At 57.0% G+C, this 22,775-nt stretch carries 25 protein-coding genes; 13 read left to right on the forward strand and 12 right to left on the reverse strand.

The window, feature by feature from the left end; translation table 11 throughout:
• The first annotated feature begins 3 nt into the window (after positions 1–3).
• The 13 genes from MQE22_RS11660 (at position 4) to MQE22_RS11720 (ending at position 10,433) form a co-directional block, all read left to right on the forward strand.
• On the forward strand, positions 4–684 hold the full coding sequence (locus MQE22_RS11660) for a hydrogenase (protein WP_255789750.1): 681 nt from the start codon (positions 4–6) through the stop codon (positions 682–684).
• A 2-nt stretch (positions 685–686) separates the two neighbouring features.
• The gene (locus MQE22_RS11665; protein WP_215873079.1) at positions 687–2,150 is read left to right on the forward strand and encodes a proton-conducting transporter transmembrane domain-containing protein; all 1,464 of its coding nucleotides are present in this window, start codon (positions 687–689) and stop codon (positions 2,148–2,150) included.
• Positions 2,147–3,643, forward strand: a complete 1,497-nt coding sequence (locus MQE22_RS11670) for a hydrogenase large subunit (RefSeq protein ID WP_226827836.1) — start codon at positions 2,147–2,149, stop codon at positions 3,641–3,643. The genes MQE22_RS11665 and MQE22_RS11670 overlap by 4 nt, the downstream gene beginning before the upstream one ends.
• Positions 3,644–3,652: 9 nt before the next feature.
• Positions 3,653–4,444 carry an NADH-quinone oxidoreductase subunit B family protein gene (locus MQE22_RS11675; protein WP_215873080.1) on the forward strand — a complete coding sequence of 264 codons (792 nt, stop codon included), beginning with the start codon at positions 3,653–3,655 and terminating at the stop codon, positions 4,442–4,444.
• Entirely contained in the window at positions 4,434–6,392 is a 1,959-nt protein-coding gene (locus MQE22_RS11680; RefSeq protein WP_215873081.1) for a proton-conducting transporter transmembrane domain-containing protein, read from the forward strand. Before MQE22_RS11675 ends, MQE22_RS11680 begins: the two co-directional genes overlap by 11 nt.
• 18 nt (positions 6,393–6,410) lie before the next feature.
• A complete protein-coding gene (gene crcB / locus MQE22_RS11685) occupies positions 6,411–6,788 on the forward strand; it encodes a fluoride efflux transporter CrcB (RefSeq protein ID WP_215873082.1) in 378 nt (125 codons plus the stop codon).
• A 10-nt stretch (positions 6,789–6,798) separates the two neighbouring features.
• Entirely contained in the window at positions 6,799–7,113 is a 315-nt protein-coding gene (locus MQE22_RS11690; protein WP_215873083.1) for a DUF190 domain-containing protein, read from the forward strand.
• Positions 7,113–7,508 (forward strand): HEAT repeat domain-containing protein, encoded by a 396-nt coding sequence (locus MQE22_RS11695; protein WP_215873084.1) that lies wholly within the window; start codon positions 7,113–7,115, stop codon positions 7,506–7,508. The genes MQE22_RS11690 and MQE22_RS11695 overlap by 1 nt, the downstream gene beginning before the upstream one ends.
• A 103-nt stretch (positions 7,509–7,611) precedes the next feature.
• On the forward strand, positions 7,612–8,868 hold the full coding sequence (locus MQE22_RS11700) for an SAM-dependent methyltransferase (protein WP_215873085.1): 1,257 nt from the start codon (positions 7,612–7,614) through the stop codon (positions 8,866–8,868).
• Entirely contained in the window at positions 8,865–9,452 is a 588-nt protein-coding gene (locus MQE22_RS11705) for a histidine phosphatase family protein (RefSeq protein ID WP_215873086.1), read from the forward strand. Before MQE22_RS11700 ends, MQE22_RS11705 begins: the two co-directional genes overlap by 4 nt.
• 80 nt (positions 9,453–9,532) lie before the next feature.
• Complete coding sequence (locus MQE22_RS11710) at positions 9,533–9,727, forward strand: hypothetical protein (protein ID WP_215873087.1); 195 nt, start codon at positions 9,533–9,535, stop codon at positions 9,725–9,727.
• Between the two features lie 10 nt (positions 9,728–9,737).
• Positions 9,738–9,941, forward strand: a complete 204-nt coding sequence (locus MQE22_RS11715) for a hypothetical protein (protein WP_215873088.1) — start codon at positions 9,738–9,740, stop codon at positions 9,939–9,941.
• Positions 9,942–9,977: 36 nt separating this feature from the next.
• Positions 9,978–10,433, forward strand: coding sequence for a host attachment protein (locus MQE22_RS11720; protein ID WP_215873089.1), 456 nt, complete (start codon positions 9,978–9,980; stop codon positions 10,431–10,433).
• A gap of 219 nt (positions 10,434–10,652) precedes the next feature.
• On the opposite strand, the gene MQE22_RS11725 is transcribed toward MQE22_RS11720, so the two are convergent.
• From MQE22_RS11725 to MQE22_RS11780, 12 genes are all read right to left on the reverse strand, one after another.
• A complete protein-coding gene (locus MQE22_RS11725) occupies positions 10,653–11,480 on the reverse strand; it encodes a hypothetical protein (RefSeq protein WP_215873285.1) in 828 nt (275 codons plus the stop codon).
• 94 nt (positions 11,481–11,574) lie between these two features.
• Positions 11,575–12,531, reverse strand: coding sequence for a hypothetical protein (locus MQE22_RS11730; protein WP_215873284.1), 957 nt, complete (start codon positions 12,529–12,531; stop codon positions 11,575–11,577).
• 136 nt (positions 12,532–12,667) lie between these two features.
• Positions 12,668–13,420, reverse strand: a complete 753-nt coding sequence (locus MQE22_RS11735; protein WP_215873283.1) for a lysozyme inhibitor LprI family protein — start codon at positions 13,418–13,420, stop codon at positions 12,668–12,670.
• A gap of 461 nt (positions 13,421–13,881) precedes the next feature.
• Positions 13,882–14,565 (reverse strand): lysozyme inhibitor LprI family protein, encoded by a 684-nt coding sequence (locus MQE22_RS11740; protein WP_215872955.1) that lies wholly within the window; start codon positions 14,563–14,565, stop codon positions 13,882–13,884.
• Positions 14,566–14,832: 267 nt separating this feature from the next.
• Positions 14,833–15,558 (reverse strand): hypothetical protein, encoded by a 726-nt coding sequence (locus MQE22_RS11745; RefSeq protein ID WP_215872954.1) that lies wholly within the window; start codon positions 15,556–15,558, stop codon positions 14,833–14,835.
• Between the two features lie 253 nt (positions 15,559–15,811).
• Positions 15,812–16,855 carry a lysozyme inhibitor LprI family protein gene (locus tag MQE22_RS11750; RefSeq protein WP_215872953.1) on the reverse strand — a complete coding sequence of 348 codons (1,044 nt, stop codon included), beginning with the start codon at positions 16,853–16,855 and terminating at the stop codon, positions 15,812–15,814.
• Between the two features lie 92 nt (positions 16,856–16,947).
• Positions 16,948–17,631 carry a lysozyme inhibitor LprI family protein gene (locus tag MQE22_RS11755; RefSeq protein ID WP_215872952.1) on the reverse strand — a complete coding sequence of 228 codons (684 nt, stop codon included), beginning with the start codon at positions 17,629–17,631 and terminating at the stop codon, positions 16,948–16,950.
• Positions 17,632–17,907: 276 nt separating this feature from the next.
• The gene (locus tag MQE22_RS11760) at positions 17,908–19,011 is read right to left on the reverse strand and encodes a pesticin C-terminus-like muramidase (protein ID WP_215872951.1); all 1,104 of its coding nucleotides are present in this window, start codon (positions 19,009–19,011) and stop codon (positions 17,908–17,910) included.
• A gap of 269 nt (positions 19,012–19,280) precedes the next feature.
• Complete coding sequence (locus tag MQE22_RS11765) at positions 19,281–20,195, reverse strand: TadE/TadG family type IV pilus assembly protein (RefSeq protein ID WP_215873315.1); 915 nt, start codon at positions 20,193–20,195, stop codon at positions 19,281–19,283.
• A gap of 42 nt (positions 20,196–20,237) precedes the next feature.
• Positions 20,238–20,477 (reverse strand): DUF192 domain-containing protein, encoded by a 240-nt coding sequence (locus MQE22_RS11770; RefSeq protein ID WP_255789751.1) that lies wholly within the window; start codon positions 20,475–20,477, stop codon positions 20,238–20,240.
• A 38-nt stretch (positions 20,478–20,515) separates the two neighbouring features.
• Positions 20,516–21,490 (reverse strand): hypothetical protein, encoded by a 975-nt coding sequence (locus MQE22_RS11775; protein WP_215872352.1) that lies wholly within the window; start codon positions 21,488–21,490, stop codon positions 20,516–20,518.
• 34 nt (positions 21,491–21,524) lie between these two features.
• Positions 21,525–22,757, reverse strand: coding sequence for a pesticin C-terminus-like muramidase (locus MQE22_RS11780; RefSeq protein ID WP_255789752.1), 1,233 nt, complete (start codon positions 22,755–22,757; stop codon positions 21,525–21,527).
• Positions 22,758–22,775: the final 18 nt, after the last annotated feature.

A 22,775-nucleotide genomic window follows, 5' to 3' on the forward strand; every position in this document is an offset into this window, starting at 1 on the left:
GCCATGCTGATCTTCCATCTGGGCCCCCTGGCAACGTCGCTGTTCAGCCTGCTCGCCATCCTCGCCCTGGTGCTGTCTTTCGTGATGCTCGGTTCGCACTGGCTGAAAAATCATGTCTATGCCTTTGCCGCCGAGTCCTGGGTGATCGCCGCTATCTCGGCCTCCATCGGCTATTACGGGCACTACCCGGAGCTCTACATCATCGCTGTCCTGTCGGCGCTCTTTCGCGGCAGTCTCCTGCCCTATCTGGTCTTGCGCCTGGTGAAGCGCCTGAACATCAATCGCGAATTCACGCCCTTGCTCAAGCCCTCGTCGAGCATGCTCTTGGGGGCAGCTTTGGTGATTTTTTCTTATGAGGTGGCGCGGAAGCTGGGCGTTTCCCTGCATCTCACCGACAACATCGCGGTACTGGCGCTCACCTGCATGTTCAGCCTGAAATTGATCGGCTTTTTGATGATGATTCTGCGCTCCGAGGCCATCAGTCACATTCTCGGTCTACTGGTCATCGAAAATGGTATTTTCCTCGGCTCGCAGATCATTGTTCCTGGCATGCCGGCACTGCTGGAGCTGGTCATCATTTTCGATCTGGTCACTATCGTCATGGCCTTTGGCATGCTGGTCCGCTTCCTGCAAAGTCACGCCGGGACCACCAGCAGCCGCGGCCTGCAGAAACTGGTGGGCTGAGCATGGTTAACTTCAACGCCCTGATCGCCGCCTTGTGGATCGTGCCATCGCTGGCGATTGTTGCCATGCTCGCCATTCGCCGTCCTGCCTGGGGAGAGTTCCTCAATCTGGCCAGCGCCCTGGTGGTATTCGGCCTGACCCTGACAATTCTGGTCGCCGCCCCGAATCACGAGGTAGTCACCGCCAAGCAGTATATCCTCATCACGCCACTGGGGGCCTGGGTGCTCTTCTGCGTTGGCGTCGTCTATCTCCTGGCCTCGATCTACGCCATCGGCTACATGCGCCTGCTACCGGAGGAAAGGCCGCGTCTGCACAAATTTTACGCGCTGCAGGCAGGTTTCGCCCTGACCATGCTGATCGCGCCATTGATGAACAACCCGGGCATTTTCTGGATCGCCATCGATTTCACGACCATCGTCAGCGCCTTTCTGGTGGGTTTCGAACGCGAAGCGGAGTGCATCGAGGCGGCCTGGAAATATCTGATCGTGGTCTCCGCGGGTCTGGCCCTGGCCCTGCTCGGTATCATCCTCTTTTATTGGGGCGGGACCTTTACCCTCGGACCTACCTATGCCCTCACCTGGGAGAACCTGCGCCTGACGGCTCCAAAGGTGCCAGAAGCGCTGCTGTTTTTCTCGTTTCTGCTCACCCTCGTCGGTTTTGGAACGAAAGTGGGTCTCGCGCCGATGCATACCTGGCTGCCCGATGCCCACAGCGAAGGTCCGGCCCCCGGCTCGGCGATGCTTTCTGGCGCGCTGCTCAATATTGCCCTGCTCGGCATTTATCGTTTCCTTTCCATCGTCGACGCCGGGGGATACAGCCTTATGGGCCACACGGCGCTGCTGGTACTGGGGGTCATCTCTCTGGCAGTAGCAGGGCTCTTCATCGTGCGCCAGGATGGCGCCAAGCGCATGTTCGCCTATTCCTCCCTGGAGCACATGGGCGTGTTGGCCATGGGCTTTGGCTTTGGCGGGCCGATCGCCTTCGCCGGGGCCATGTACCACATGATCAACCACTCACTGACCAAATCCCTCATGTTCTTCGGTGCCGGCAACATGATGCGCGCTTACGAAACCAAGTCGATGAGCCAGATGCGCCGGGTTCTGCGTTACTATCCCTTTTCCGGCGGCGTCTGGCTGCTGGGGGCAGTGGCGATTACCGGGGCGCCGCCCTTTGGTCTCTTTTTGTCGGAGATCACCATTCTGCGTGGCGGCATCCTGAGCGCTAACCCTTGGGCCGTATGGGTGATGGCAGTGTTGCTGATCCTGATCTTTACCGCCTTCCTGAATCACTTTCGGCGCATGATCTGGGGACCAGAGCCAGAATCCGGCAAGGAACCGACCCTCAAGTTATCGTTGTGGAACATCCTGCCCATGCTGCTGGCCTTCGTGCCCATACTGGTGCTTGGCCTGTGGTGGCCCGATGGCCTCTGGAACTTCTTTCAACATGCCTTTGCGGTGGCGCCATGAGTACGTCTCCCTTCAACCCTCAACTCGAAGTCCACGAGATCACGGCTGACGCCCTCGAAAGCCGTGCGCAGGACTGTCTGCAGCAAGGCATGCGCTTCCTCATGGCCTGGCATGACTGGGAAGAGGACGATGTCTGTGTCTTGCGCTATCTGCTCAGCCGTCCGGAGAACCCACAGTTTCTACTCTTGGAGCTGCGTGCCTCACGACAGATCCCTTCCCTGGCGAAGCTGGTCCCGCTGCTCGGCTGGTACGAGCGGGAGATGCAGGAACTGGGTGGAGTGGAGTTCCTGGACCACCCCGAACCCTATCCCTTGGTGATTCACGAGGGCTACCAGCTCGCCGCAGCCCCCCTTGGCCCGCAATACAGCGGTGAAAGCATCGCCGGCGCCTATGCCCCCCCAACCATGCCCGAGGTTGCCAACGATCAGGTGCAGGACCTCTATTGGGGGCCGGTGCGGGCGGATTTCGTGGAGACGGGAGAATTTCATTTCTCGTACATCGGCGAAGCGATCCTCCATTATCACCCGCGCCTCTTTTACAAGCATCGGGGCCTGGAAAAGCGCTTTCAGGGCATGTCCGCGGAGTCGGCCGTGTTCCTCGCCGAGCGCGTATCTGGCGTGGGCAGCGCCTGCCATGCCTTGGCCTACTGCCAGGCTGTCGAGGCAGCCTGGGGCATCGAAGTGCCGTGGCGGGCACAGTTGCTGCGGGTGATCATCGTGGAGCTCGAGCGTCTTTACAACCATCTCCATTTCTTCGGGCTGCTCGCCAAAACCACGACGCTCAAAGTCGGCTCGGCCACCGGTCTGCTTCTCGAAGAGCGGGTCAAACAGCTGAACGGCAAGCTCACCGGCTCCCGTTTCCTGCGTGGGCTGCTCTGCGTAGGCGGATTGCGCCGCGATCTCGCTGCCGAGCATCTGGCCGGCAATCTGGAGAGCTTCATTTACGAAGCCGATGCCTATCTGCAAGACCTTCACGATACTGCCACTCACCTCGATCGCCTCATGGGTACGGGGGTGCTGCCCAAGCAAGCCGCCTTCGATCAGGGAGCGACCGGCCCGGTAGCGCGCGCCTCCGGTCTCGATCGAGATCTGCGCCGTGATCATCCCTATGCGGCCTACCCCAAACTGCGCTTCAACGTGCCGGTGCGCGAAAAAGGCGATGCCATGGCCCGTGCCGAGGTACGCGCCGAATCGTTGCGTGAGGCGTTGGCACTGATCGTGCAGGCATCAGGCCGCCTCAAACCGGGGCCGGTGCGCGCCGACTTCGCCATCCCCGACGGCGAGCAGGCGGGGCTTGGTTGGGCAGAAAGCCCGCGCGGTTCCCTGTTGTATGCCGTGCGTATCCGTGCGGGGAAACTACAGCGGGTGAAGATCAAGTCGCCATCGTTTTCCAACTGGCGGGTCTTTCCCCTCACCGTACACGACACCAACCTGATGGACTATGCCATCAATGAGGCCAGTTTTGGTTTGACCATTGCTGGTTGCGATCGCTAGGGGGACGAGATGCCATTCTGGACCTGGACAGGAATCAAGAACGGTGTTGCCAGCACCCAATGGCCAGCCCGTGGGCCAGACGGTCAGGAGGGAGTGCTGGGGATGCCCCGCTGGCAACCCGAGCGCTGCGCGTCGGACTGTCAGTCCTGCGCCGATGCCTGCCCAACGGCGGCCATTCACCGCGAAGGCGACGGCATGGGCGTGGATTACGGGCGCTGCATCGTCTGCCAGGCCTGTGTCGAGGCTTGCCCAGAGGAGGCGATGCTGCCCTCGGGGGACTGGGCCTTTGCCGTGCGTGAGCGCCAGGACCTGCACTGGCAGGCGGCGCTAAACAGCCCTGCCGCCAAGGACTTGCAAAAAAAAGTCGCGCGCAGCCTGCGGCGCAGCCTGCACATCAAGCACGTGGATGCCGGCTCCTGCAATGGCTGTGAGTCGGAAATCAGCGCCCTCGACAATCCTTTTTATAACCTGCATCGCCTGGGGATCTTCTTCACCCCCTCACCCCGCTTTGCCGATCTGCTGCTGGTAACCGGACCGGTGACCGCCCCCATGCGTGACCCCCTGCTGGCCACCTGGGAGGCCATGCCGGAGCCTCGCATGGTACTTGCCGTCGGCACCTGTGCGGTCTCCGGGGCACCCATGGATGCTGGCTATGCCGGCGGGCATGGTCTGGACGGCGTGCTGTCAGTGGACGTCTGGTTGCCTGGCTGCCCGCCCAATCCGGCGGCCCTCATCCATGCCCTGCTCCTGCTCCTGGAGCGGCAGCCACAGTGGGTGGAAGGAGGTCATTATGTTGACTAGTTTCGCCATCGCCGTTCTGTTCCTTCTGCTGACGATTCCCTTGGGGCTGCTGCGTCTGTCGGTTCTGGCACGGCTGACGGTGCTGGCCGGCAGCATTGCCATTGTGGTGGGCAGTGCCCTAGCCTTACCCCAGTCTCAGCAAGCGGCAGTGCTCTGGTCCTTGAGCGCAAAGCAGGTGCGCTGGATGTTGCAACCGGCGGCGGCCTGGCTGCTCTTTTTTGGGGCGCTGGCGGCCGTTGCGGCCTTTCTTTCGCCTTGCCGGGCGCGCCGCCCGCACCTGTGGTATGCCGGCGCCGCGGTTGCCTTGCTGGGCAGCCTTGGCGTGGCCGGCCTGCAGGAAGGCATCGCCTTTTTGATCGCCTGGGAATTCCTCAGCTTTGGCGGGGCCATTCTGTTGCTGGCGGATCGCGGCGAGGCCGTGGAACGTTCGGGGCTGGCCAATCTCTACATGCTGGCCTTGCTGGAAATCGGGGCGGTGGCGCTGCTGCTCTGCGTGCTACTGCTTGGCGCCAGCGATACGCAGTTTTCCACCTGGGCCGCAAGCTGGGCGCAGTACCCCAATACTGCCTTTGGCATTGCCGTGCTCTTTATCATTGGTTTTGGCGCGAAACTGGGCCTGCTGCCCTTCTACGAATGGTATCCCGGAGCCTACGGCAGCGGCACCGGCGCTTCCGGAGCCCTGCTTTCCGGTATCGTGCTGAATGTCGCTTTTTTTGCCCTGGGACGGGCCATCCTCGACTGGCTACCCGTTGCCTCGGCCACCAGCACGGGTATCCTGCTCGTCGCCGTCGGCACCGTATCGTCCATCCTCGCTATTCTCTATGCCTTTCAACAGGATGATTGGCGTCGTCTGCTCTCCTTTTCGACGGCAGAGAATGCCGGCCTGGCCGTGGTGGCGCTGGGTGCTGCCTCGCTCTTTCGTGCCGAGGGCTTTGTCGCACTGAGCACCCTGGCCTGGACCGTGGGCCTGATTCACCTGGGAGGCCATAGCCTCGCCAAGGGCAGCATGATGCTGTCGGCGGATCGTGCTGCCGACGTCAAGGGTGACTATCAGATCGCACAAAGCCGGATACTGGCCCTGGCCCCCTGGACACTGGGTCTCGGGGCGGTACTGGGGGCTATGAGTCTAGCCGCCATGCCCCCCACCGCTGGTTTTGCCGGCGAGTGGTATCTCTTTCAGACCGTCTTTCAGGACTTCCATTTACACAATACCGCCGCACGGATTGCCCTTGCCCTGGGCGGAGCCGGACTGGCGCTGACCGCCGCCATCGCCCTGGCGACCATGATCAAGGTCTTTGGTGTCGGACTCTTGGGCGGTGGGGAGGCGCGTCGGCGTCCTGGCGGCACCTGGCCCGTCCTCCTGTTGGGTCTTCTCGTTCTGCTCTATGCCGTGGTCCTGCCCTGGAGCCTGCACTGGCTGCGCTTTGCCCATTGGCCAGCTGACCCCCAGGCCGTCCAGGCCATGACCCAAGGGCCCATTCTCATTCCGCTGCGCTTCCACTTTGCCTTCATTTCGCCGCCCTTGCTCTTACTGGTGGGGCTGCTCTTTGCCTTGCTACCCGTGGGTCTCATCGTTTGGGGCCATTTGCGACAAGGCCGGCGACGGGTACCGGTCTGGGCCCACGGCCTGCGTCAAGTACCGGCGCAAAATGCCGTCACGGCGCTTGCCTTCGCCAATGCCCTGCGGGTGTTCTACAGCTTCGTGTATCGGCCTACGAACGATCTGCAGCGGCAACATCGCGGGCGGGAATATTTTGTGCGCGAGCTGCATTTTAATTACAGCGAGGCACCATTTTTTGGGCCGTGGCTCTTTCGTCCCGTGGTGAGGCTGACACAGATTTTGGCAGACCGCATCGGACTCGCCCTGCAAAATGGCTCATTGAATGCCTACTTAGCATATATCGGTCTCTTGCTTTTGGTGATTTTTGCCAGTGTTTTTTATGTTTGAGGATAAGGAGAAAAATAGATGTTCGCCACGTTTGGGTTCATAGCGCTTTTTGCCATTCTTGGCGCCTGGGCCCGCTATGGACAGTCGCTACTGGTGCAGACAGTGTTTGGCCGGAATTTTCCCTGGGCCACCCTCAGCATCAATGTGATGGGATGTTTCATCATGGGATTTCTGTTTTTCGAAACTTTGGAACGAATCTCTCTGAGCCCCGAATTGCGCACCGGTATGCTCACCGGCGGCCTGGGCGCCTACACCACGTTTTCCACCTTTTCCCTGGAGACGTTGGTGCTCTTTGAAAATGGCGAGCCGGTGAAGGGCTTACTGTATATGTTCTCTTCCCTGTTTTTGTGTGTGGCAGCGGCCTTTGCCGGTGCCTGGATTTCGCGCAGCATCTGAGAGGTGAAGCATGACGACGGTATCGGTAGTACGCGTGTATATCAAAGAGGGTGACAAACACGACGGGCACAATCTCATGGAAGAGATTTTTCGCATGCTGCATGACCAATACAAGGTCCATGGCGTAACGGCCTTCCGGGGCATTGCCGGCTTTGGCAGCAAGGGGACAGTCCATGCCGATGACGTGCTGCGACTGAATGTGCATCTCCCCTTGGTTCTGGAATTTTTCGACGAGCCGGAGACCGTGGATGCGGTCATGCCGCGCCTGCAAGAGCTGGTGCCCGGCAACCACATCCTGCGCTGGGAAGCGGAGTGTGGCTGCTAGTGAACCACCACTACTGTCCGCTCTGCTACGCGGAAATTCCCATCGGCAGCCAGATCTGCCCGGCTTGCGGGCGGGACATCGAGGCGTGGGAGCGCAACACCCCCTATTTTGATCGCCTGGTCTGGGCGCTGCGCAATCCGCACTCCGAGGTGCGCATGGGCGCCATCCTCAGCCTGCAGAATCAGGGTCGGGCAGAGGCCGCCGTCCCCCTCGCCGAGTGTGCCCTGCAGTCCGACGTGGATGTGGTACAGGGTCTGGCGGTGGTAGAGGCCATCACCCGCTTGCCCAACGGCGCGGAAAAGTTGCAGGCACTTTCACTGCTCGAAAAACATCCCGCGCACAGTGTGCGGGAAGCGGCCCAGAGCACGCAAAACAAAGGAGGCTCAGCAGGATAGTCGTTCCAACACGGCAAAAACGCGCAGCCTTCCCTATACTGATAAGGCGCATACGATGCGTCACCCGCTAGATTTTCGGAAATTTTGATACAAGGAGAAGCGAGTGGATCTACGTAAAAACTTTCTTGACCATGTCAAAAATGGCCTCAACGGCCATCCGCTACCGCTACGGATCATTTTCTGGGACGATCACAGCTACGATTTTGCCGACGAGCCCATCGTCACCATGCGGCTCAAATCCGCCAAAATCATCACCAGCCTGCTCGTGGGGAGCACCCTGGATGTGTTGGGGGAGGCCTATGTGCAAGGCGAGTTGGATCTGGAGGGACGCTATCAGGATATCCTTGCCGTGGCCGAGGGCCTGAGCAATGCCTTCCCCAAGAAAAAGTCTTCAAAAACCGGCCTCATTCGCAAGGCCCTGCACAGCAAGAGCAAGGACCAAGAGGCCATCCACTATCACTACGATGTCTCCAACGACTTCTATCAACTCTGGCTCGACCGCAACATGGTCTACTCCTGCGGCTACTTCAAAACCGGCGAAGAAGACATCGACACCGCCCAGGAGCAAAAACTCGACCACATCTGTCGCAAGCTACATTTGCAGCCGGGCGAGAGACTTCTCGACATCGGCTGCGGCTGGGGCGGGCTGCTGAGCTGGGCGGCCCGCCATTATGGCATACAGGGCGTGGGCGTGACCCTGAGCGAAGAGCAGTATGCCTTGGCCAAGGAGCGGATGGAGCGCGAGGGCCTGGCCGACAAAGTCGAGATCCGCCTGCAGGATTATCGGGACATTCCCGAACGGGAATACTTCGACAAGGTCAGTTCCATCGGCATGTTTGAACATGTGGGGCGCGCCAAGCTCCCTGAATATTTCGATGTCATCCAGCGGGTACTGAAGGAAGGCGGCTGGGTCATGAATCACGGCATCACCGCCGCCAGTCAGGATGACGAGGGTGGTCACCACTCCGGCAGTGACTTCATCGACAAATACGTCTTTCCCGATGGCGAAATTCCCCATTTATGGCGGGTGGTACGGGACATGGCCGGAGCCAATCTCGAAGTACTGGATGTCGAAAACCTGCGCCCTCATTACGCCCAGACCCTCATCCACTGGGTACGGCGCCTGGAGGCACATAAGGAAGAAGCCATTGCCATGGTCGGCGAGACCCGTTACCGCATCTGGGCCATCTACATGGCCGGCTGCGCCTACGGCTTCTGGCGCAACTGGTCGGCCCTGCACCAGGTGCTGGCGGTCAAACAGAGTGGCGAGGAACTGACCCCGCGCCCCTGGGAGCGACGCTACCAATATGTCGACAACGACCCCTTCCGTCTGGCCGAGCCGGAGTGGGGGGATCTATGAAGCACGAAAAGATCCGCTCCATCACCATGGTCCGGCATGGGGAGACGGAATGGTCGAAAAGCGGGCAACACACCTCCAGCACGGATATCGATCTCACCGAGGAAGGGCGGGAACAGGCAAAGGCTCTGTGGACCCACTTTGCCGAGGGGGAACACCATTTCGATGGAATCTACACCAGTCCGCTGCGACGGGCGCGGCACACCGCCGTGCTCGCCGGCTTCGCGCCAGAGGCCCACGAGGCCCTGTACGAGTGGCGCTACGGCCGCTACGAGGGCAAAACTACCCCGGAAATCCATCAGGAAAATCCCGACTGGACCATCTTTCGCTGCGGTGCACCCGAGGGCGAGAACGGCGAGCAGGTGCAGGAGCGCTGCCGGCAGCTGCTCCAGGATTGGGAGGATGCAGGACACGAACATGTCCTATGCTTTGCCCACGGCCACATTCTGCGCGCCCTTGCCTGTTGCTGGCTGGGGCTGGGTCTGGAATTTGGCGACCATTTACATCTGGATGCCGCCAGCATCTCCCGACTGGGCTGGGAGCATACCAGCCCGGCCATCGTCTTGTGGAACCAACGACTAGCCTGAGATAGCGTCAATCCACGAACACAGTTCCGGACACGCTGTACTACACTTATCTTGTGTCAGACAGAAAGGAGGCATTGCCCATGAAATTGGTAGAATCTCCCTCCGATACCTTGCGTATCGAATTTGCCAAGAAAGACCTCAACAAGATCGTCGAGCCGATCATCAAAAATGCCGAGCAGTTTTCCGCCGTCCCGCTGGATATGGTCTATTTGCTTGGTGAGCAGGACTACCGTATCGACGACCATTTCCAGCAACCGAAAGGCGTGTTTGATTGAGGAGGCCCGTATGAAGATCATTCGTGAAGATGCAGAGAGTACCACTCTGGAAATGAGCATGGAAGAAGCGCAGGAAATTGCGGCGCAACTGGACAAGAATGCGAAAATCGTTGGCGCCGCGGGTGCGGAACTACGGAAATTGTTGCCCGATCCCGTGCCCAGCGCAGGCGGAACACCTCGTTATGAGTATGACGAACCAGAGGACTTGCGGTAAGGATGAGAGAGTAGCGGATACACAAAGGGAAAAAATATGGGAGCCAAAACCTGGATCCTGGTGGCCAATGGCAGCAGCGCCAAACTCTACCAGCGACATACTTCGTTGCAGATGCCGGAATATTTGCGCGCCTGGAGCCACGAGGACAGCCGCAAACACGCTGCGGATCTGATCGCCGACAGCGCCGCTGGTCGCAGTCAGCAAAGCTTCGCCCACGGCGCTCGCCCGGCCATCGAACCCCAGAGCAGCGCCAAGGAGAATGAAAAGCAGGATTTTGCCGCCGAGCTGGGCAGCTTCCTCAACGAGGAACGCAAGCAGGGTGCATTCGAGGCGCTGATTCTGGTTGCCTCACCCGAGTTTCTCGGCCTGCTGCGCGAGGCGCTGGATCATCCCAGTCAGGCATCCCTGACACTCAGCGTCGCCAAAGACTACACCCATGCCAGCGCCGAGGAGCTGCTGCGGCATATCAACGAGCATCAGGAAAAACCCTAGGGACGTCGGTACGCCCCACGGTGCTGTTAGCAAAAGCGGAATCGTTGGCCAGAATGTCCACTGCGGGTAACACGGCAGTGCCGCCAGTACTGGGACGATCGCACGCATTTGACAGCGCCCTGTAGTGAGCGGTGATCGGTTCCGTCTTTCTACCGTCCGAATACCTGCATACCTGCGCTTTTACCGCTCGGTCAGAAACAGCTTGCGGATAGCCTGCCTTTAACCTTGCCTCACGAAAAAGGTGCCATTAAACTTATAACTGATAAACCTATCGGTAACCCTCCCATATGGGAACTTCTGACTGCTGACCACCACTGGAATTTTGATTGTTTTTGTTGCAGTGTCATACTTGATAAGCCTTATCGGCCTCTCACCGCTATCATCTATAGAGAAAAAGTCATATTCAAATCCGATGGAGCTTGTCAGACCTGACTCTGTCTTAATCAGTTTTTTGTCTTGAAGCGAATTTTCTGCGATTTCAACCACCCTTATGGACTCATAATCGAGACTGGAGCCCAGGATTGCTGTCGACCGAAGCAGATAGACTTTCCCCTTCTCAGTATTGACATCAAAAATTCCCGTCAAAATTCCGCCAGGATCATTTTTTCCCCTCTCCTCACTTTCCGTGTAAATTTTTCCGTTTTTTCCCATAAACTGATAAACTGTATCAAAAAAGTGCATTGTACCGCCCAGTTCCGTATCCCAAGTATAGGCGCGGACCTCTCCATCTTTCGAGGTTGAAATGTACATGAATTTTTTTAATTCGGTATATTTAGAAGAAAGTGATGAAGGCATTTTGACAAAATCAAGAAGCTTTTTTCGAAAAGCTTGGTTTTCTTTTTCTAGCAGCCCATCCTGGCGATAATCGGTAGACAACTTTTGAATTTTTTTGAGATATACGACAAGCTCTTTCTCCATTTCAGAATTGTTCCCACCATACGCCACAGGAGAGATGAAAAAGAACACAATAACGGTAGCAAAAAATAACCTGATAATACTAATCATCACATAGACCTTCCTATTATCTGGATATTGGTCGGCGCTCACATTTTCCTGACAATAACCTTACCGCAGGGTTGACATAAACTTCTCTCCCAGAGACAGAAGAAAAACGTCTTTTTCCTACATACCGTCCCCCGCTTCATTGGTGGAAGCGCCCCAGTGCTGGTACGGGGGTGTTGATTTTCGGCAAGGGCAGGCGATAGGCGGTGATGGGCATGGGATACTGACGCCAATGCTCGCATACACCGGGTTTGTTACAGGCTACATCCATGCCCAGGGCATCCGCTGCCGCCCAGGCCTGTAGCCCCGGAAGGATTCGCGCAAGCTGGCCCGGATCGCGCACAAAGAGCCGAATCCGTGCGTCCTTGGGCAGGGCAGTCTTCCCTTCTCCTTCATAATACAGTTTGTCCACCAATGCGAGGGCAAAGACTTTGCCCTGTGCACCGCTGAACAGTACCGACTGCAATTGGGCGTTGTGGGGCTCAAATCCCCAGCTGATGGTCAAATCTTCTGCCAACGGCGCGTAAGGCAGGGGGCTGATGCTCAACCCCCGGATGGCGCGCTGCTCCAGCGTCTGCCCATCATCCAGTCGCAACGAGCCTTCCTTGCCCAAAAAGGCTTCAAAGGCCTCCCGCGTCACTCCAGGTGCGGTATACCGCTTTTCAATTCCGGCAAGTTGACGTGAGCGCTCCCCCATCACCTGGACCACACAAGGCCCATTCTTGCCACAGGCAATGAGCTTGCGCTCATAGGGCCCCTGGGTATCGATAAGGGCTTTGCAGTAGGGGGTGTTCTTGCCCGCCCGCAGTAGATCCCTACGAAAATGCACTTGCACCGTGCTATCCAAAAGCGACGGGTTGTCCACCCAAGCTTTCGGTTTGTAGTTATAGTCTACCCAACAGGCGTTTTGGAAAGGCGTTTGGGGGTCCTTGTTGCAGAGCTCGACTAAACCGTCGTAATTGTATTTCGACAGCGCCAACGCAGGGCAGTCGTATTTTTCGGGTACTGCCGCCCAGGAAACACAGGCGCCAGCGGCCCAAAGCAACGCCCCCGTAGCCAGCAGCGTATTTTTTAGGCGTCCATTCGCCTGCTTCATTTTTCCACCGCTGTTTTTTTCATAACACTCCCTTCTTCATCATCCTTCCATTCCCTATTGCAGCGTCACACGGATACTCATCACGCAGAAGCGCTTTGTTACAGCCCAGACCGGCGCACCGGCCGACGGAATGCGTTCACTGCCAGAACAGTCCGGGGGACAGCATGTTCTGCAGCGCCGGCAGGTTGAGAGGGCAGCGCTGGACCTGCACCTGGCCCTGTCCATGACCATTGCAATCCAAAGCGTAGGCCTTTATGGGGAGAGGGGCCCGCAGCGCCGATGCACAACGATCGCTGTCCTTACCGGGACATTGCTGGTTGAAACCCAAGACGTCCGCGGCTGCCCAAGCCCTGACAGCTGGCAGATAACGCTCCAGCATCTTCGCGTCGCGCACAAACAGATTCAGATGCGCCTGCTGGAGCTTTCCTTCTCCCGTTCCCGCCAATAGCAGGCCATCGGCCGTACCCAGCAGTTGCAGGTGCCCTTTGGCGTCGGTAATGGCCAGGGATTGTACGGAGCCATCACCCTGTAAAAAACCCCAAAACAGCGTGCTGCCATCCGCAAAGGTTACGTGCGGCAGAGGGTACAGGTCGAAGCCTGCCATCACCCGCTGGCCCAGGGACTGAGCCTTGCCGTTCCGGCCTGGAAACACCCGACCATGGGTCCAGTGAACAATCTCTTCGTCCGGCAGATTCTTTTCCAGCGACCGGGTCAGGGCGATCAATTCCTTGTGGCGAGCCTTTTCGACGCGCATGATACAGTGCACATCCTGACCGCAGGCATCGCGCCGGTCCAGGTACTCGCCCTGCTCTTTGACGATACGCTGCTGCTCCGGGCTATTCAGCGCCGTATTCTGCAAAGCACGATAATACAGGCCGGTGACGTACATATCTTCCTGCAATAATCTTGCGCTGAAACTGTCTCCATCTACTTTTCCCGTTTTTTTTATATTTTCGTCAACTAAGTCACATGTAATTTCCTCCGCAGGACGCTTGTCTTTAGGCCCACAAGAATTAGGAGTTATATATGGTAATTGATCTATGGATTGCACCTCAGCATAAGCGCTGACAGGCCCACCCAAACCCAAGATGAACAAAATGACCTCGATGCCCAACCGGCTCTGCCACTCTATAGAACTCATAACCAGAACCTCCGAGAATTTAATAATACGATCTGCTTAGGCCTGTCTTCTCTACTGCCTGCAACAGGACCATGGAAAGAGGGCGAGAAGCCAGAATGCGAGACCTAGGCGTTTCATTCATTCCTCCCTGAGGAAAACTCACTGAACAGGGCAAAACAGCGCCGCTGCCGGGTAGGCCCTTCCCCCTGCATCAAACGTGCTTGCCGATCCTATTGCCAAAACAGGCTCATCTCCTGAAGGCTGCCTTTTGCTCCGTCTCCCGGCACAGCGCAGGCCGCCACCAGCCGCTTCTGACGGCAGCGCAGATCGTAGACCGTCGGTGGCGGCACGTCCGCCAGGGCACGCGCACATACAGACTTGTCCTTGCCCTCGCAGTCACGGGAAAACCCAAGACTGCTGGCCGCCGCCCAGCTGCGCAGGATGCCCAATACCGCAGAACTCCGCCGGGCATCTGGCAGAAACACTCGGAATTCCGGCACAGATTTCACTGTAGAGGGGAGTTGGGAGCGATAGAGATCATTGGCTGCGGCAAGGGCCTGCAGATGGCCATCGGGTCCCAGCACAGCCACCGATTGCACCATGGCGGCGTGTGGCGCAAATCCCCACTGTACCGTGCGGCCATCGGCGAGGGTGACCTGACGCAGCGGATAGATGCTGAAACCCTCTACCAGACGGTCATACAGGCTCTCGCGCCCGATCTTCCAGCCCTTCGTCAGACGTTGCATCTCGGCATCCGGCAGAGGCTTTTCGAGCTTTCTACGCAAGGCGTTCAACTCGTCCAGGCGCCTCTTTTCTGCCCGCAAAATACATTTCAGATCGTTGCCGCAGTCGTCCATGCCGTCGAGATAGGCCTTTTGCTCGGCAATCATGGCCTTCTGCTGCGGGCTGTCCATGGGCAAATCTTCCAGGACATGGGTGTAGGCCGATGCTACATATCCGAAGTATTGAAATAATTCATCTAAGAGCTTTTCCTCTAAAGCTGACCTTTTATGATGTCCCTCGGACGCCTTACATATAACGTGCCAGACGCGAGGCCCCTCCGAACAGGAGTCGTAGACCTGTGTATTGGGCAAATCCTCGACGGATTTTGCCCAGGCGGTATTTGATGTCAGACCCAAAAGCAGAACAACGAGCGCAGATGGTTTCATGACGTCCGATACCTATTGCCGGAAGCGCTCCAGCGCTGGTATGGGGGCGGTGATTTTCGGCACGGGCAGGCGACAGGCATCCCAATGACCGCCCCTACACGGCAGGCGATAGGCGGTGATGGGCATGGGATACTGATGCCAATGCTCGCATACACCCGGTTTGTTACACGCTACATCCATGCCCAGGGCATCCGCTGCCGCCCAGGCCTGTAGCCCCGGAAGGATTCGCGCAAGCTGGCCGGGATCGCGCACAAAGAGCCGAATCCGTGCGTCCTTGGGCAGGGTAGTCTTCCCTTCTCCGTCAAGGTAGAGACTGTCCACCAACGCCAGGGCAAAGACCTTGCCCTGTGCACCGCTGAACAGTACCGACTGCAATTGGGCGTTGTGGGGCTCAAATCCCCAGCTGATGGTCAAATCCTCTGCCAACGGCGCGCGAGGCAGGGGGCTGATACTCAATCCCCGGATGGCGCGCTGCTCCAGCGTCTGCTCATCATCCAGTCGCAACGAGCCTTCCTTGCCCAAAAAGGCTTCAAAGGTCTCGCGTGTTGTTGCTGGGGCGGTATACCGCTTTTCAATTCCAGCAAGCTGCCATGATCGGTCTCTCATCACCTGGACCACACAAGGCCCATTCTTACCGCAGGCAATGAGCTTGCGCTCGTAGGGCCCCTGGGTATCGATAAGGGCTTTGCAGTAGGGAGTGTTCTTGCCTGCCTGCAGTAGATCCCTACGAAAACTCATTTGCACCGTGCTATCCAAAAGCGACGGAATATCCAGCCAATCTTTCGGTTTATAGTTATAGTCTACCCAACAGACGTTTTGGAAAGGCGTTTGGGGATCCTTTTGGCAGAGCTCGGAAAAAGCGTCGTAATTGTATTTCGACAGCGCCAACGCAGGGCAGTCGTATTGGTCGACCGGGGCAGCGAGCGGCGCTGCGAGGGACACAGCAGCACCGACACCCAAAAACAACGCAACGGAAATTGTCAGCAACCCCCTAGCGCGCATGATCGCTTAGCCTCTGGATACGATTACGGTAAGCCTGCTCCAGGCAGGGCACATCGGCCTTGCAGGTATCGCGGGTCTTGAGCCAGTTACGCTGAGCCTGGATCAACTCGCGACGTTCGGGGGAATTGGGCTGGGTCCGGATAAAGGCCTGATGGTAGGCCTGGGCCAACTGTTCATCCAGGGTTTTGAGTTGGGGATTGGCGCAGACCGTCTTTTCGCTGGGGGTATGGGCCTTTTCGCAGGCAGCGTGGGCAGATTGCGCTGGCTGTTTCTCCGCAAAGTACTGGGCTGAGTCGGTACCCAGCGCATCCCGATAGGCGGCTGCCAAGTCTTTCACGCTCATCGCACTGTTATCCCGAATCCCCATATCCCAGTAATAGCCATTGGCCGCATCCTGTCGCTCCGCGGCAGGCACCTTCAAGAGTCGGTCCCGCAGCCTTGCCCCATACGCTCGATCGAGAGCAGCGAGTTCGGGGTGCTTACACACCATTTCTTCGGCCCGGTTGCTCGCCGTTTTGCAGTCGAAGGAAGGGCCCTTGGCAGGCAGGGGCTTGGTGTAGAGGTCAAAGATTCTGCACCGGGGCCCGTAATAGTGGCCTGCGCGTAATATGGCAATGGTATGATCAGCATCGGCGTGAAAATTCCACTTACCGCTTTCTTTATTTATTGTATCGGACTGTTGGAATTCATCTACAAGACCCCAGTTTTGCGGATTAAAGATCAAAAAGTCATAGAGATCTCCGCCCCACTCGGCGTTATTATGCTCGGCCCATAAAACAACCACCTGGACCGGAACTCCGCAGTACTTCGCGGGAAAGGTCTGTACCTCTGGGACATGACCGCCTTCCGTATCGTCCTTTCGGGAAACGACAGTTTTGCCGCCTTGCTTGAGAACAAGGGTATAAGTGTCTGGCCCTACACCGGGCGAACTCGATTTCCCCGCAAGAGTCTCCGCAGTCACAGGGGCAGGGGCAGCCTGCAGGACCGGGGGGAAGAGGGCGAGTAGCCAGAATACGAGACCCATGCGTTTCATTCATTCCTCCGTGAGGAAAACTCGCTGAACAAGGCAAAACAGCGCCGCTGTCGGATAGGCCCTATCCCCTGCATCAAACGTGCTTGCCGATCCTATTGCCAAAATAGACTCACCTCCTGGAGGCTGCCTTTTGCTCCGTCTCCCGGCACAGCGCAGGCCGCCACCAGCCGCTTCTGAAGGCAGCGCAAGTCGTAGACCGTTGGCGGCGGCAGGCTGACAAGGGCTTTATTGCAGGCACCCCGGTCCTTGGCCGCACAATCGACAGAAAAACCCAAACTGCTTGCCACCGCCCAGCTGCGCAGGATGCCCAATACCGCAGAACTCCGCTGGGCATCTGGCAGAAACACTCGGAATTCCGGCACAGATTTCACTGTAGAGGGGAGTTGGGAGCGATAGAGATCATTGGCTGCGGCAAGGGCCTGCAGATGGCCATCGGGTCCCAGCACAGCCACCGATTGCACCATGGCGGCGTGTGGCGCAAATCCCCACTGTACCGTGCGGCCATCGGCGAGGGTGACCTGACGCAGCGGATAGATGCTGAAACCCTCTACCAGACGGTCATACAGGCTCTCGCGCCCGATCTTCCAGCCCTTCGTCAGACGTTGCATCTCGGCATCCGGCAGAGGCTTTTCGAGCTTTCTACGCAAGGCGTTCAACTCATCCAGGCGCCTCTTTTCTGCCCGCAAAATACATTTCAGATCGTTGCCGCAGTCGTCCCTGCGATCGAGATAGGCCTTTTGCTCGGCAATCATGGCCTTCTGCTGCGGGCTGTCCATAGGCAAATCCTCCAGGACATGGGTATAGGCCGATGCTACATATCCGTCGTATTGAACTGATTCTTCTATAATTTTCTCTAACGCTGGCTTTACATGATGCTCTTCCATCGCCTTACATATGACGTGCCAAGCGCTAGGTCCTTCCGAACAACCATCATAGACCTGTGTATAGGGCAAATCCTCGACGGATTTTGCCCAAGCGGTATTTGATGCCAGCCATGAAATCACGACTGCAAGTGCCAATCTCTTCATTTCCTTTCTCCTTCTGGATCTCAATCAACAAGCCGAACTGTCTGGCCAGCCACGCTGCAGTGCCCGATCGAGCAAGCGTCCACGCGCACGATATCTCTCGTCGTAACTCTTGGTGCGCAGTGGAAAGTCGGCACTCTTAAGTTTTTCAGCCAGTCGTTTCCAGTCATTGGCATAGACCAACGTCCAGAATTGATATCGTGTCTTCTTAGCGAGCATGGCTCTCTCACCTTTTTTCTGTATTATTTCGCCCTCTTTCGTGGGGGAATAAGCATTTTTTCCGTGAACGTCATCAAATCCACCAAAATTCCAAACAACGTCCAACATAAGTGTCTGCGCTTCCGCCGGAAGTTCCTGGAATTTTTTTCCGTCCTTGTTATATAAATTATAATTTCTCTCGGCAAGTTGCACGTTGTACTCACGCATGGAGTCGCGCATAAGTTCGACATCCGCACGCGTTAACTTGGGTTCGTTACCGAGAATCATGTGGTAAGCCGCTTCTCCTTGTGGGCCAGGATGCCCTGGCCCTTTGGCTAAAAACGGTCTCACGCGCTTAAATATTCTGTCGATGGACGCACCCACAGGAACCCCATGCCCTTTCACATAACTCGTCATTATGCTGTGTAGGTGAGATTCACTCTGTTGAGCGAGATCCAGCCCAGTATCGATGGTGACGCCACTTTTTATGGCGGCTTTTCTCACCCGTGCGAGAGCCTCTGCTGTAGCCAGCGGCACAGGGCGAGCCTTCAGGGCACCAGCATCGGGGCCAGACTGTATTTTGATGTCCGCTTTATAATAACCTGGGATATATCCATTTATAACTCGATCTCCCTCACCATTTTTGGTCACACTAAAGTCTATTTTATACCTCGGAGAACAATCGTTCTTTGACTTTTGATTTACCGGTAGAGATGTTGCCACTGCTGTTGGCGCGGTCGGAAGTGCGGGCTTGTAGCAAGCTCGCCCCAAATACTTCTCAGACGCGTCGTTGATGACCACGCATACCGATGCATACGATCTAATCTGATTGGTGCGATCCGCGTATGCAAATTTGATGCAATTCACATCGGTTCCACAGGCATCCCGTTCCCGCAACCAAGATTTCTGCCTGGCCGCCTCATCTTCCAGCAAGCAATCGTGGTTTCCTTTTTTTCTGGTATTCGTCCAGAAAAGACCGGTAGTCGCGGTTTAACTACCTGTCCATTTTTTCCAACTCCGCATCGCCGCAGATGGTCTTTTCTGTGGGGGTTCGCGCCTTACTGCAATCCATCGCGCTGACGCCCGATGCCACAGTAAATGCAGAGCTGCTGGTCATAAAGAGTATCGTCCATTTCCATGCTGCAACCCGCGGCATACGCTCAGGTATCATAGTATCTCTCCCTCCTGGTTTGCTCAAGGATTTAATGGACACACGCAGAAAAATCAGGTGGCGGGGGCAGATCGCCCTCGTAGTCGGGAATCTCGGCTTCTGGCGCGGGCAAGGGCTCTAAATCGGCAGGTGGCGCTGCGTCCGGCGGATTGTATTGTTCGCTACCGCCTGCCTGCGGGTTGGCCAAATTGCCTACGGCCTGCAAATTTCCGAGATGCGTGAAGGGCGTCTGCATCCGGAAAGTGGCCTCGGCCGTGAGCGGAAAGGTATTGCGTAACCGATCCTGCAATCCTTGCGCCCCAGCAAAAGCACCCTTGCTCCCTGCATCGCTGCCCACGGCACTGCCGTGCCCGGCATTGGCGGCATCAAAACGCGCGAAAAGCCTGTCGATAAAGGGCATGATCATGGGGTGATGATAGGTGACACGAATCTTGAGCAGATTGGCGTCCTGGATGCTGAGGCCGCTTTGCCCGCCCAATGCGGTCTTGCGATACCCCAGCTGGCTTTCGGGAATCCCCCACCCCCAGTTTCCACCGGGGGTCAGGGCCTGACCGGTCTTGTCGTCCAAGGGGAGACGGCCAAATTCCTTGTGATCGGCCAGCGCCTCTTTGGTGGGGCTCAAAATCTCAATAGTCGCCGTTCGGGCCGCCACCTCGGCACGCAGACGCGCCTTGGCCAGATCCGCAACACCCTGCCCGTGGGTATAGAGAGGGGTCAGTCCCCTCGCCAGACCTTCACGAATCTCGTTCAGGTCGCCACCATGCAGGGCACCGGCGCGGGCCGCCTCTTGGGTAGCGACTTCCAGTTGCAGGCGCGCCTGGTAGAGAAGGCTGGCCTGCAAACTGCCGAGAATCAGCAGCAGGACGATGGGAATACTGATCAAAAACTCCACTGCCCCAGCGCCGGCCTGTGACGGGGACCGCGATACCTGTCGCATAGATTTCATTGGCTCCCTCCCTTGTTCCTGAAACTTCCAATTTCCTGACGGTTACAGCACCCCTGACCCAGCGCTGCGCCACTCCAGGCGCTGGCCGCTTAAAAGCTGCCAGCGTTCGATGGCGCCAGCCGCCAGTTCGATCGTGTCTCGTACCCCGCGTACCCGTGGCCAGGCATACTGCCAGGGACGAAGTCCGGCGCGCAGACCGAGAATCCTGCCTGTACCATCGAGCCAGACGATATCGATGGCGATGCGCATGCCCCACATATGTACGGCGCTACAGGGGCGCAACCAAACATCCCGCAGAGGAAACCTGGGCCAACGCAAAATCACTGCCAGAATAGCCCTGGCGAGACGTTATCCGGCACCTCCGGCAAGGGAACGGCGCAGCGCTGGTTGATGACTTTACCGTTGGTAGCCTTACAATTCAGGCTGTAAGCTTGGATGGGCAGGGAAAGCTTTATAGCCGTCTGACAGCGGGCTTGGTCCTTGCCCGGACAATCCTGATTGAAGCCCAGAACGGCCGCCGCCGCCCAGGCGCGGATAGCGGGCAAATTCTGGTTCAGGACGGACGAATCGCGAATGAATAGGGCAATCCGTGCGTCTTTCTCTGGCTGCCATTGGGTTTTTCCCGAAGGCCAGGCTAGGTAAATCCCGTCCACGACGCCAAGGAGCTGCACCGCGCCCTGGCGATTGACCACGGCAAGCGACTGCACCTGTGCATTGTGGGATTGGAAACCCCAGACCAGAACGTTACCGTTGGGTAACGCCATCTGTGGCAGAGGGTAGAGATCCATGCCTTGTTCCAGGCGTTTCAGCAGGGAGATAGCATGCTGCCCTTCCTGGAATTCGATTCCGCCGGCAAATCTTTTCAGGACAGTCTCGTTTAAAGGCGGACGCAAACGATCTTCCAAATGCGATAAAGTCCCCGCCCAATTCCTCATGACCTTGAGAACACATTCTCCGTTGCTGCCGCAGCCTTGGAGTTTCTTCTCATAAGCATTGTGGCTTTCGAGCAGATCCTTGCATTGCGGTGTGCCTATACCAGCCGCGCGTAAATCGCGGACGTAGTGGACGCCGACAGCATCATCTAACATCAGGAGGCTGTCGGTCCAAGACTTTGGTTTGTAGTGGCAAATAGCGTCTTGTAGGGGAGTCAGTGGCGGATTACAGCCGCGGGCATAGTTCTCCGGGGTTTTGGCCGCTATGGCTGGGCAGTTGAGAAGGGTATCTGCCGCGCTCGCGCTCCCACTGAAGGTGATAGCCACACAAGCTGCCGTGCCCAAAATAAGTTTTCGTATCATGCTGAATCTCCTGATCTGCAGTAGGGGTAAATACTCACGCCCAACGGGGCAGCCGCTGGGTTTCCCACTCTTTGGAACGATTGAAGGCGACAGGCATTTTTTTAGGGGCACAGGGATCGCCCTGTTTTGGCAGGGATTGATCCTGGATGGCATTGCGCAACATCTGGGCACGTGCCTGAAAACGGGCTTTATACTGGGCATATTTTCCAATGGCAAGGGTCTCAAATTCCGCCGCGGCTCCCTCCCAATCCGCACGATAGTAATGCTGGGCGACGCTCGAGATATAGGAATGGTATTTCATATCGGTGAGGGTGGTCTGCACGGCACCAGGTAAAGACCAGAAATTCATTTTTGGATGGGCATTCTTGTTGAATAATGCCGCGGCGTCTTCGGCATAACCGTGTTTTACCGCCGAGGAAATGAAACCAGCTTCTTCGCTATTCAATGTCGGATAGCTCTTATTTTTGTCGTAATAACCGTTGAGTGCATTTACAGCGTCCGATTTTTTCAATCCAATGTATGGCCATACCAGCGATAGTATATTTTCTATTGAGACGCTACCCGGCTTCCCGTATTTCTTCTCCTCTATTTCCATATAGCGCCTTAGATTGGCTATGGTTTGCTGCCCAAGATCCACACCTTCTCCCACCGTGACCCCGCTGGCCGCCATGGCCGTTTGTTTACCATTCACATATCTTGGCCCCAAATTTCTTCCCGTTTTGATATTCGCCTTAAAAGCTCCTGGCACATAAAAGTCAAGCATAGCGCCTTCACTCTTCTTTATAAAGCCGTAGTCCACACGATCTGCGGGGGAGCATTTCGGAGCCGCCAGTTTGGGTGGCTCGGTATCCGAGCCTTTGGAAGCCGTGGGCGCGGTCGAAACAGCGTCGGGGATAATGCATACTCGCGAATAACCTGCGATATCTTTTAAGCGAGAATTGTATTCTTTCGCAATACAATCCGCATTAGTCCCACAGGCATCTCGCTCAGTTAGCCACTGCTTTTGCTCATCAGCCTGAGACTGCAGAAATGACGTATAATGGCCACTCTTTTCATAGGTCGAGCGAAGCTCTTTGTAATCACGGCTCAGCTGTCTATCCAATTTCATCAACTCTGGATCATCACAGATGGCCTTTTCTGTGGGGGTTCGCGCCTTACTGCAATCCATCGCGCTGACGCCCGATGCCACAGTAAATGCAGAGCTGCTGGTCATAAAGAGTATCGTCCATTTCCATGCTGCAACCCGCGGCATACGCTCAGGTATCATAGTATCTCTCCCTCCTGG

Origin of the sequence: Acidithiobacillus sp. YTS05 (genome assembly GCF_024396695.1) — a bacterium.
Taxonomy (GTDB): Bacteria; Pseudomonadota; Gammaproteobacteria; order Acidithiobacillales; family Acidithiobacillaceae; genus Igneacidithiobacillus; species Igneacidithiobacillus copahuensis.

What these genes read in the sequence shown, in the direction of transcription:
- MQE22_RS11765 (WP_215873315.1), bottom strand. Translation starts at nt 20,195, where the DNA reads ATGAAATCTATGCGACAGGTATCGCGGTCCCCGTCACAGGCCGGCGCT.
- MQE22_RS11680 (WP_215873081.1), top strand. Translation starts at nt 4,434, where the DNA reads ATGTTGACTAGTTTCGCCATCGCCGTTCTGTTCCTTCTGCTGACGATT.
- MQE22_RS11660 (WP_255789750.1), top strand. Translation starts at nt 4, where the DNA reads ATGCTGATCTTCCATCTGGGCCCCCTGGCAACGTCGCTGTTCAGCCTG.
- MQE22_RS11710 (WP_215873087.1), top strand. Translation starts at nt 9,533, where the DNA reads ATGAAATTGGTAGAATCTCCCTCCGATACCTTGCGTATCGAATTTGCC.
- MQE22_RS11740 (WP_215872955.1), bottom strand. Translation starts at nt 14,565, where the DNA reads ATGGACAGCCCGCAGCAGAAGGCCATGATTGCCGAGCAAAAGGCCTAT.
- MQE22_RS11670 (WP_226827836.1), top strand. Translation starts at nt 2,147, where the DNA reads ATGAGTACGTCTCCCTTCAACCCTCAACTCGAAGTCCACGAGATCACG.
- MQE22_RS11690 (WP_215873083.1), top strand. Translation starts at nt 6,799, where the DNA reads ATGACGACGGTATCGGTAGTACGCGTGTATATCAAAGAGGGTGACAAA.
- MQE22_RS11705 (WP_215873086.1), top strand. Translation starts at nt 8,865, where the DNA reads ATGAAGCACGAAAAGATCCGCTCCATCACCATGGTCCGGCATGGGGAG.
- MQE22_RS11715 (WP_215873088.1), top strand. Translation starts at nt 9,738, where the DNA reads ATGAAGATCATTCGTGAAGATGCAGAGAGTACCACTCTGGAAATGAGC.
- MQE22_RS11775 (WP_215872352.1), bottom strand. Translation starts at nt 21,490, where the DNA reads ATGATACGAAAACTTATTTTGGGCACGGCAGCTTGTGTGGCTATCACC.
- MQE22_RS11675 (WP_215873080.1), top strand. Translation starts at nt 3,653, where the DNA reads ATGCCATTCTGGACCTGGACAGGAATCAAGAACGGTGTTGCCAGCACC.
- MQE22_RS11750 (WP_215872953.1), bottom strand. Translation starts at nt 16,855, where the DNA reads ATGAAACGCATGGGTCTCGTATTCTGGCTACTCGCCCTCTTCCCCCCG.
- MQE22_RS11755 (WP_215872952.1), bottom strand. Translation starts at nt 17,631, where the DNA reads ATGGACAGCCCGCAGCAGAAGGCCATGATTGCCGAGCAAAAGGCCTAT.
- MQE22_RS11745 (WP_215872954.1), bottom strand. Translation starts at nt 15,558, where the DNA reads ATGAGTTTTCGTAGGGATCTACTGCAGGCAGGCAAGAACACTCCCTAC.
- MQE22_RS11780 (WP_255789752.1), bottom strand. Translation starts at nt 22,757, where the DNA reads ATGATACCTGAGCGTATGCCGCGGGTTGCAGCATGGAAATGGACGATA.
- MQE22_RS11665 (WP_215873079.1), top strand. Translation starts at nt 687, where the DNA reads ATGGTTAACTTCAACGCCCTGATCGCCGCCTTGTGGATCGTGCCATCG.
- MQE22_RS11730 (WP_215873284.1), bottom strand. Translation starts at nt 12,531, where the DNA reads ATGAAGCAGGCGAATGGACGCCTAAAAAATACGCTGCTGGCTACGGGG.
- crcB (WP_215873082.1), top strand. Translation starts at nt 6,411, where the DNA reads ATGTTCGCCACGTTTGGGTTCATAGCGCTTTTTGCCATTCTTGGCGCC.
- MQE22_RS11720 (WP_215873089.1), top strand. Translation starts at nt 9,978, where the DNA reads ATGGGAGCCAAAACCTGGATCCTGGTGGCCAATGGCAGCAGCGCCAAA.
- MQE22_RS11735 (WP_215873283.1), bottom strand. Translation starts at nt 13,420, where the DNA reads ATGTACGTCACCGGCCTGTATTATCGTGCTTTGCAGAATACGGCGCTG.